The sequence below is a fragment of the Viridibacillus soli genome, assembly GCF_016612995.1.
Taxonomy (GTDB): Bacteria; Bacillota; Bacilli; order Bacillales_A; family Planococcaceae; genus Viridibacillus; species Viridibacillus soli.
Window position 1 is genome coordinate 93,131 of the sequence record NZ_JAEOAH010000022.1, and the last position, 9,637, is coordinate 102,767.

At 39.5% G+C, this 9,637-nt stretch carries 8 protein-coding genes and 1 other RNA gene; all 9 read left to right on the top strand.

Annotation, left to right across the window (positions count from 1 at the left end):
- Window positions 1-80 precede the first annotated feature (80 nt).
- Window positions 81-1,265, top strand: a complete 1,185-nt coding sequence (locus JFL43_RS14350) for a phosphoglycerate kinase (RefSeq protein WP_200749562.1) — start codon at window positions 81-83, stop codon at window positions 1,263-1,265.
- A gap of 15 nt (window positions 1,266-1,280) precedes the next feature.
- Complete coding sequence (gene tpiA, locus JFL43_RS14355; protein WP_200749563.1) at window positions 1,281-2,042, top strand: triose-phosphate isomerase; 762 nt, start codon at window positions 1,281-1,283, stop codon at window positions 2,040-2,042.
- On the top strand, window positions 2,035-3,561 hold the full coding sequence (gpmI, locus tag JFL43_RS14360; protein WP_200749564.1) for a 2,3-bisphosphoglycerate-independent phosphoglycerate mutase: 1,527 nt from the start codon (window positions 2,035-2,037) through the stop codon (window positions 3,559-3,561). The genes tpiA and gpmI overlap by 8 nt, the downstream gene beginning before the upstream one ends.
- A 20-nt stretch (window positions 3,562-3,581) precedes the next feature.
- Entirely contained in the window at window positions 3,582-4,877 is a 1,296-nt protein-coding gene (gene eno / locus JFL43_RS14365; protein ID WP_200749565.1) for a phosphopyruvate hydratase, read from the top strand.
- 246 nt (window positions 4,878-5,123) lie between these two features.
- Window positions 5,124-5,351, top strand: coding sequence for a preprotein translocase subunit SecG (gene secG / locus JFL43_RS14370; protein ID WP_100796036.1), 228 nt, complete (start codon window positions 5,124-5,126; stop codon window positions 5,349-5,351).
- Window positions 5,352-5,468: 117 nt separating this feature from the next.
- Window positions 5,469-6,215 carry an alpha/beta hydrolase gene (locus JFL43_RS14375; RefSeq protein ID WP_200749566.1) on the top strand — a complete coding sequence of 249 codons (747 nt, stop codon included), beginning with the start codon at window positions 5,469-5,471 and terminating at the stop codon, window positions 6,213-6,215.
- A gap of 43 nt (window positions 6,216-6,258) precedes the next feature.
- On the top strand, window positions 6,259-8,652 hold the full coding sequence (gene rnr, locus JFL43_RS14380; RefSeq protein WP_200749567.1) for a ribonuclease R: 2,394 nt from the start codon (window positions 6,259-6,261) through the stop codon (window positions 8,650-8,652).
- 46 nt (window positions 8,653-8,698) lie between these two features.
- Window positions 8,699-9,166, top strand: coding sequence for an SsrA-binding protein SmpB (gene smpB, locus JFL43_RS14385; protein WP_200749568.1), 468 nt, complete (start codon window positions 8,699-8,701; stop codon window positions 9,164-9,166).
- Between the two features lie 184 nt (window positions 9,167-9,350).
- Window positions 9,351-9,637: a transfer-messenger RNA gene (gene ssrA / locus JFL43_RS14390) on the top strand; the annotation flags it as partial.

The window sequence follows — 9,637 nt, forward strand, 5'->3', positions numbered from 1 at the left end:
TTATAAAAATAACAAATACAATGCTCATTTTCTGGGAAACTAAAAAAGAGCGATATAAACAATTGGAGGGGGCTTTCTTCATGTATCAGAAGAAGACGATGAATGATGTAGAAGTAAACGGAAAGCGCGTATTTGTACGTGTCGATTTTAATGTACCTATGGAAAATGGGGAAATCACCGACGATACTCGTATTCGAGCAGCACTTCCCACAATTTCTAACTTAGTCGAAAAAGACGCTAAAGTGATCTTAGCAAGTCACCTTGGACGTCCAAAAGGCGAAGTAAAAGAAGAATTACGTTTAACTGCAGTAGGTAAACACCTTGCTGAATTGCTAGGACAACCGGTAACGAAATTAGACGAATCAATCGGTGAAACAGTTGGAAAAGCAATAGCAGACATGAAAAATGGGGACATTGTATTACTAGAAAACGTTCGTTTCCATGCTGGAGAAGAAAAAAATGACCCAGAACTTGCCTTAAGCTTTGCGAAATTAGCAGATCTTTATGTGAATGATGCATTTGGTGCAGCACACCGTGCACACGCAACAACTGCAGGTATTGCTGAGCATATTCCAGCTGTTTCAGGTCTATTAATGGAGAAAGAGCTAGATGTATTAGGTAAAGCTTTATCTAATCCAGAACGTCCATTCACAGCGATTATTGGTGGAGCGAAAGTAAAAGATAAAATCGGCGTAATCGAAAATCTTTTAGATAAAGTTGATCACTTAATCATTGGTGGCGGTCTGTCATACACATTCTCTAAAGCACAAGGTCATGACATCGGTAAATCATTATTAGAAGAAGATAAAATTGAATTAGCGAAATCTTTCATCGAAAAAGCGCAAGCTAAAGGTGTGAAAATGCATATGCCTATTGATGTAATTGTAGCAGATGCATTTTCTAAGGATGCTAATACAAAAGAAGTTGATATCGACCAAATCCCTTCTGACTGGATGGGACTTGATATTGGACCAAAAACAACTGCAGAATATGCAGAAGTTATTAAAAACTCTAAATTAGTTATTTGGAATGGACCTATGGGGGTATTCGAAATGGATACTTTTGCAAACGGTACTAAAGGTGTAGCAGAAGCAATGGCAGTAACAGATGCATATACAATTATCGGTGGTGGCGATTCAGCTGCTGCAGTCGAAAAATTCCAAGTAGCAGATAAAATGAACCACATCTCAACGGGTGGCGGTGCATCACTTGAATTTATGGAAGGCAAAGCTTTACCAGGCGTTGTCGCTTTGAATGATAAATAATGGAGGATGATACAAATGCGTAAACCAATTATTGCAGGTAACTGGAAAATGTATAAGCACTTAAGCGAAGCGGTAGAATTCGTAGAGGCAGTAAAATCATCAGTCCCAAACAAAGAACAAGTGGAGTCTGTCATCTGTGCTCCGGCATTATTTTTGCCAACGCTTGTACAACAAGCGGAAGGTTCTAATTTAGCAATTGGTGCACAAACAATGCATTTTGAAAAAGAGGGTGCTTTTACAGGTGAAGTAAGTCCATCACAACTAGCAGATATCGCTGTTTCATATGTAGTTTTAGGGCACTCTGAGCGTCGTGAATATTATAACGAAACAGACGAAGCAGTTAATAAAAAAGCCCATGCAGCGTTTGAATACAACTTAATTCCAATTGTATGTGTTGGTGAAACATTAGAAGAACGTGAATCTGGTAACACTGTTGCAAAAGTAGCTGGTCAAGTCCGTGCAGCACTTCAAGATTTATCAACAGAGCAAGTAAAACAATCCGTCATTGCTTACGAACCAATCTGGGCAATTGGTACAGGTAAAACAGCAACTGCCGAAGACGCGAATGAAGTTTGTGGCGCAATTCGTGCAACTGTTGCAGAAGTAGCTGGTGTAGAAGCTGCAGCAGCGATTCGTATTCAGTATGGTGGAAGCGTGAAACCAGAAAATATTGTAGAATTACTGACAATGGAACACATTGACGGTGCTCTAGTTGGAGGAGCAAGCTTGAAACCAGACTCATACTTGCAACTTTTGGAGGCGGGCGCAAATGCCTAAAAAGCCAGTAGCTCTAATTATTTTAGACGGTTTAGGTTTACGTAACGAAGTGTTCGGTAATGCCGTAGCACAAGCGAAAAAACCTACTATTGATCGTTTATGGAATACGTACCCTCATTCAACTCTACTTGCTTCAGGTGAAGCAGTAGGGTTGCCTGAAGGTCAAATGGGGAACTCTGAAGTTGGCCATTTAAATATCGGTGCAGGTCGCGTTGTCTATCAAAGCTTAACAAGAATTCAAAAATCGATTAAAGACGGCGATTTCTTTGAAAACGATGCATTAGTACAGGCTGTAAAACATGCAAAAGATAATAATACGAAGCTACATTTGATGGGTTTACTTTCCGATGGTGGCGTTCATAGCCATTATGAGCATTTATTTGCCCTATTAAAACTAGCGAAGAATTATGATCTAGAAGATGTTTTTGTTCATGGTTTCCTCGATGGTCGTGATGTCGCTCCGAAATCAGCTGTCGATTATATAGAGGAAACAGAACGTCAAATGGCTGAGATTGGTGTCGGGCAATTCGCATCTATTAGTGGTCGTTACTACGCAATGGACCGTGACAATCGCTGGGATCGTATAGAAAAAGTGTATAAAGTTCTTGTAGATGCTACAGGCGATGAAGCAACTTCTGCAAAAACAGGCGTGCAAAATTCTTATGCAAAAGATATAACAGACGAATTCGTCATGCCATTTGCCGTAAAGGAAGATGGCAAACCTGTTGCAACAATTGACTCTAATGACGCCGTTATTTTCTTTAACTTCCGTCCGGATCGAGCAATTGAGCTTTCAAAAGTATTTACTAATGAGTCATTTGATGGCTTTGCACTAAGTGCGAAACATCCATCAAATTTAAAATATGTAACGTTCAAGCATTATAGCGATGAAGTAAAGGCTGTAGTAGCGTATGAGAATGATAATTTAGTGAACACCATTGGTGAAGTATTAGCAAATGAAGGTTTAGCTCAGTTACGTATTGCTGAAACTGAAAAATACCCACATGTGACATTCTTTATGAGTGGTGGTCGTGAAGAGAAATTTGCTGGAGAAGAGCGTATTTTGATCAACTCACCTAAAGTTGCAACTTACGATTTGAAACCAGAAATGAGCGCTTACGAAGTGACCGATGCATTGTTAGCTGCAATTGCAGCCGATAAATATGATGGAATCATTTTAAACTTTGCGAATCCTGATATGGTTGGGCATAGTGGTATGTTAGAACCAACTATAAAAGCGATTGAAGCAGTTGATGAATGTTTAGGTAAAGTGGTGGCTGCTTTACTTGCTAAGGGTGGAGCTGCGATTGTCACTGCTGATCACGGGAATTCTGATGAGGTGATGACGTTGGAAGGCCAACCGATGACCGCTCATACTACGAATCCAGTACCAGTAATCGTCACAAAAGAAAATATCGTTCTACGAAATGGTGGAATTCTAGCCGATTTGGCTCCGACCATGTTAAAATTAATTGGAGTGGAGCAACCACTTGAAATGACAGGAAAACCATTATTTTAAAACTGAGGAGAGTTAAAACAATGCCAATTATTACAGACGTACAAGCTCGTGAAGTATTAGATTCACGTGGTAACCCAACAGTAGAAGTAGAAGTATTCACAGAAAGTGGTGCATTTGGACGTGCAATCGTACCATCTGGTGCATCTACTGGGGAATATGAAGCAGTAGAATTGCGCGATGGCGATAAAGGTCGCTACCTTGGTAAAGGTGTTTTAAAAGCAGTTGATAATGTAAATAACGTCATTGCGCCTAAATTAATCGGTAACTATGCTGTACTTGATCAAGTATCAATTGACAACAGCATGATCGAATTAGATGGCACTGAAAACAAAGGTAACCTTGGAGCTAATGCTATTCTAGGTGTATCTCTAGCAGTTGCACATGCAGCAGCAGACCTTTTAGGTGTTCCGCTTTATCAATATATCGGTGGAGTAAATGCAAAACAACTTCCAGTACCGATGATGAATATCTTAAACGGTGGAGAACACGCTGATAATAACGTAGATATTCAAGAATTTATGGTAATGCCTGTAGGTGCTGAATCTTTCAAGCACGGTTTACGTATGGGTACTGAAATCTTCCATAGCTTAAAAGCTGTATTAAAAGAAGCTGGTCATAACACTGCAGTAGGTGATGAAGGCGGCTTTGCGCCAAACCTTTCTTCGAATGAAGAAGCACTTTCTACAATTATTACAGCAATCGAACGCGCTGGTTACAAACCAGGCGAAGAAGTATTTTTAGCAATGGACGTTGCTTCTTCTGAACTTTTTAGCAAAGAAGATGGTAAATACCACTTAGATGGTGAAGGCGTTGTGAAAACTTCTGAAGAAATGGTTGCTTGGTACGAAGAAATGACTACTAAATATCCAATCATCTCAATTGAAGACGGCTTAGATGAAAACGACTGGGCTGGTCATAAATTATTAACAGAACGCATCGGCAATAAAGTACAACTTGTTGGTGATGACTTATTCGTAACAAATACGAAAAAATTATCTCGTGGTATCGAAGAGGGCGTTGGTAACTCAATCCTTATTAAAGTTAACCAAATTGGGACTTTAACTGAAACTTTAGATGCTATTGAAATGGCTAAACAAGCAGGCTACACAGCTGTTATCTCTCACCGTTCTGGTGAATCAGAAGATGCAACAATTGCTGATATCGCTGTAGCTGTAAATGCTGGTCAAATCAAAACAGGTGCACCTTCACGTACTGACCGCGTTGCGAAATATAACCAATTACTTCGCATTGAAGATCAACTAAACACAACTGCAACATATAATGGCTTAAAATCTTTCTACAACTTAAATAAATAAGTTTTAAAAGTTGCATAAGCTATGAAAATAATAGAGCTATTTCGGTGTCACAAAATGGACGGACGAAATAGCTCTATTTTTTGCTTCAGATAGTCGTCAAAATTGTTTGGAAATGTTAGAATAAAACTTAAGCGTTGGTCTATCTATAGACTACATAGTATGATTTAATTAGAACAGCGTTGTCATTACGTACAGTTTTTGGTAAGATAAGACTGTTGTGATGTATCGAATCAGGAGGTGGAACGTATGCATACAGTGGTTATGGTATTATTGCTAATTGTCTCTCTTGCATTAGTTGTCTTAGTATTATTACAATCAAGTAACAGTGCAGGTCTTTCGGGAGCCATCTCTGGTGGAGCTGAGCAACTTTTTGGTAAGCAAAAAGCTCGAGGCATGGACCTAATTTTGCACCGCATTACGGTAGTATTATCAATTTTATTTTTTGTGTTAGCTCTTGCTATTGCGAAAATTTAATGAGCGATATTTGAACCGCCTGACCACCATATGGTTAGGCGTTTTCTTATATAAAAGGATATACTTTAAATATGACACTTACATATATGAAATGTATTTTTTATGGAGGTTTGTTTCATGCAAGTATTAAAGTCACAGCCTTTCTTTTTTCAAGCTGGGTCACGTGCAGTTCTACTGTTGCATGGCTTTACTGGAAATTCTTCAGACGTGCGAATACTCGGAAGGTTTTTGGAGAAAAAGGGATATACTACATATGCCCCTCATTATAAAGGACATGGTGTACCACCAGAGGAATTAGTCCGTTCGGGACCAACTGATTGGTGGGAGGATGTTCTACAAGGTTATAATTATTTAAAAGAAGCTGGCTATGAGGAAATTGCAGTTGCTGGATTATCTTTAGGTGGTGTATTTTCATTGCGTTTAGGGTATACACTACCTATTAAGGGAATTGCAACAATGTGTGCACCCATGTCAATGCGTACAACGGATTTAATGTTCGAAGGCGTGTTGCAATATGCTCGGGATTTTAAAAAGCTAGCCGGTAAAACGACTGAGGAAATTGAGCAGGAAATCGGAGTACTGAAGCAACAAGGAATGCCTTCACTCTCAGAATTACGTGAACTCATTTATCAGGTTCGTGAGCAAATTGATCATATATATGCTCCAGTTTTCGTCGCGCAAGGGTTATTAGACGACGTAATTGATCCAAAATCAGCACAATTTATTTTTGACCAAGTAGAATCGAATGACAAAGATATTAAGTGGTATAAAGAGTCCGGACACGTCATTACTCTCGACAAAGAGAAAAAACAATTACATGAAGATATATATGCTTTTTTAGAAAAACTCGATTGGTATGAGTAAAAAGGGCAGTCTTCGCAAACGCTAGGAGGAGGAGGGAAGAAAGATGAACAATCAAGAACTAACGTTACAAGAACGTTTATTAACTTTTATGAAACAAGAACAGTATAAATCGCTAACTGTTGCCGAATTGGAGCAACAATTTGGTTTTAAGGATGCAGATGAATTTAAAGAATTAGTGAAAACACTTGTCCGTATGGAGCAGCAAGGTCAAGTTGTTCGTTCTAATACGAATCGTTATGGTACGCCTGATCGTATGAATTTATTACAAGGTCGTTTCATTGGTAATGCAAAAGGCTTCGGCTTTGTTGCACCTGAGGAGGAAGGCATGGATGATGTTTTCATTCCACCAGATGCGATAAATGGTGCGATAAATGGAGATACAGTATTAATCCGTGTATCCAAAATATCTTCCGGTGACAGAAGAGAAGGTAAAATTATACAAGTCGTTGAAAGAGGAACTACGAAGGTTGTCGGCGTCTTTCAAGCAAATCGTGGCTTCGGTTTTGTCGTACCCGATGATAAAAAATTGCCAATCGATTTCTTCATTGCAAAAGGGAATACACTCGGTGCAATGGATGGTCATAAAGTAGTAATTGAAATTACTGGATGGCCTGAGGATAGTCGCTCAGCAACAGGAATTGTAACGCAAATCTTAGGACACAAAAATGACCCAGGTGTCGATATTTTATCGATTATTCATAAGCATGGTATTGCAATCGATTTCCCGCAAGAGGTCATCGATGCTGCAGCAGCTGTACCGGAAGAAGTACCTGAAGCTGATTTAGAAGGCCGCAGAGATTTACGTGACCAAATGATCGTCACCATTGATGGCGAAACAGCGAAGGATTTAGATGATGCTGTTACGGTAACGAAAAATAGTGATGGTACGTATAAATTAGGCGTGCATATTGCAGATGTTAGTTATTATGTAACGGAAGGCTCAGAGCTTGATACAGAAGCGTATGACCGCGCCACAAGTGTCTATTTAACGGACCGTGTAATTCCGATGATTCCACATCGTTTATCAAACGGTATTTGTTCATTAAATCCACAAGTTAATCGTTTAACGTTATCTTGTGAAATGACGATTAATGGTAACGGTGATGTTGTAGCACATGATATTTTCCAAAGTGTCATTAAAACGACAGAGCGTATGACTTATACAGACGTATATAAGATTTTAGAAGAAGATGATACAGAGCTGAAAGAACGCTATGCAAATCTTGTGCCGATGTTCAAGGATATGGCTGACTTAGCTCAAATTCTACGTACTAGACGTATGGACCGTGGTGCTGTAGATTTTGACTTTAAAGAATCTCAAGTGCTTGTAGATCAAAATGGTTGGCCAACTGAAGTTGTATTACGTGAACGTACAGTGGCTGAACGTCTAATTGAGGAATTTATGTTAGCTGCCAATGAAACAGTTGCAGAGCATATCAATCATATGGATTTACCATTCATTTACCGTATTCACGAAGATCCAAAGCCAGAGAAATTACAACGTTTCTTTGAATTCGTAACAAACTTCGGATTGGTCGTAAAAGGTACGGGCAATGAAGTTCATCCGCGTGCATTACAAGAAATTTTAGAATCGGTTGAAGGTTTACCTGAGCAACCAGTAATTTCTACAATGATGTTACGTTCAATGCAACAAGCAAAATATAGCGCGAATTGTTTAGGTCACTTTGGTTTATCTACAGAGTTTTATACACACTTTACGTCGCCAATTCGTCGTTACCCCGACTTAATCGTGCATCGTCTACTCCGTACGTATTTGATCAATGGAGACGTTTCAACAGCTACAATTGCACATTGGAATGCAAATATGGATGAAATTGCACAGCACACTTCTGAACGTGAACGTCGTGCAGTTGATGCAGAGCGTGATACAGATGCACTGAAAAAAGCACAATTTATGGCTGATAAAATTGGCGAAGAATTCGAAGGTATCGTTAGTTCAATTACAAACTTCGGTATGTTCATCGAATTGGAAAATACTATTGAAGGTCTTGTCCATATTAGTAATATGACGGACGATTATTATCGTTTCGACGATCGCCAAATGGTTATGATCGGGGAACGTACTGGGCGTATTTTCCGTATCGGGGATGGCGTAGAAATTCGTGTCAAAGCTGTCAATGTTGAAGAGTCTGCAGTTGACTTTGAAATCGTCGGTATGAAACGCGAATTTAATCGTACCCGTAAAGACGCACCACGTGTTATTCATGCAAAGAAAAAGGACGGCTCTAGAGGTGGCAGAGGGAAAGGCAAAAGCGAAAGTGAAAGCGGAACTCGAAAACCTAGTGGTCCAAAAGTGAATGGTAAAACACGTAAGGATGAGCGTAAAGCATCTGGCAAAGGCGGTAGTCAAAAGAAAAGATTCTACGAAGGCGTTGCCAAAAAGAAAAAAGGTCGTAATAGCAACAAGAAAAAATAAAGAGAAGCGCTAGTCGCTTCTCCTCTATTCAATGAGGTGAATGTTAATGGCTAAAGGATCAGGAAAGGTACTTGCACAAAATAAAAAGGCAGGACATGATTTCTTTATAGAGGAAACAATTGAAGCTGGAATGGTACTGCAAGGTACAGAAATCAAATCTATCCGTCATGGTAAAGTCCAATTGAGAGACTCTTTCATCCGTATTAGTGGCAATGAAGCGTGGGTTTCGAATATGCACGTCAGTCCATATGAACAAGGAAACCGCTTTAACCATGACCCATTACGTGCTCGTAAATTATTGCTTCATAAAAGACAAATTGCTGAGCTAATTGGTAGAGTTAAACGTGACGGTTATACTATCGTACCGCTGAAAATGTACATAAAAGACGGTTATGCAAAATTATTAATCGGTGTCGGTAAAGGTAAGAAAACCTACGATAAACGTGATGACCTACGCAAAAAAGAAGCAAAACGTGATATGGAACGTACTTTCAAGGCAAAAAACCAATTCTAATTGAGATGCTCAAACTTGAAGTTTGATCAATCTTGCATTATAATTTATAAAGTAAACAAGCCAGTATAAATACTTTTTCTAAAGTATTTCCGAACGGCCCTAAAGGCACTTGTTGCCATAAGGCTCCCTAAGGCATTTAGCTACAAGCAGTAGAAATACCTTGTAGAGATTTAGCCGCTATTAAGGGGACGTTACGGATTCGACAGGGATGGTCTGAGCTTGAGTTGCGCGTCGGAGGTCTCGGCTTCGTCATCAACGGAAGTTATATAATAACTGGCAAACAACAACAAAACTTAGCTTTCGCAGCGTAAGCTGTTGAAACTGCCTGTCTACTCTATCGCCCATGTAGAATAGTTCAGGCTCACTTATAGTGGGATACGGTTACTAGTGCCACTTGAGCTAGTAACAAGAGATTCCCAAGTTAGCGCACAGGATGCCTGCTTGCTGGCTATTGCTGCGTGAATCCTAAAT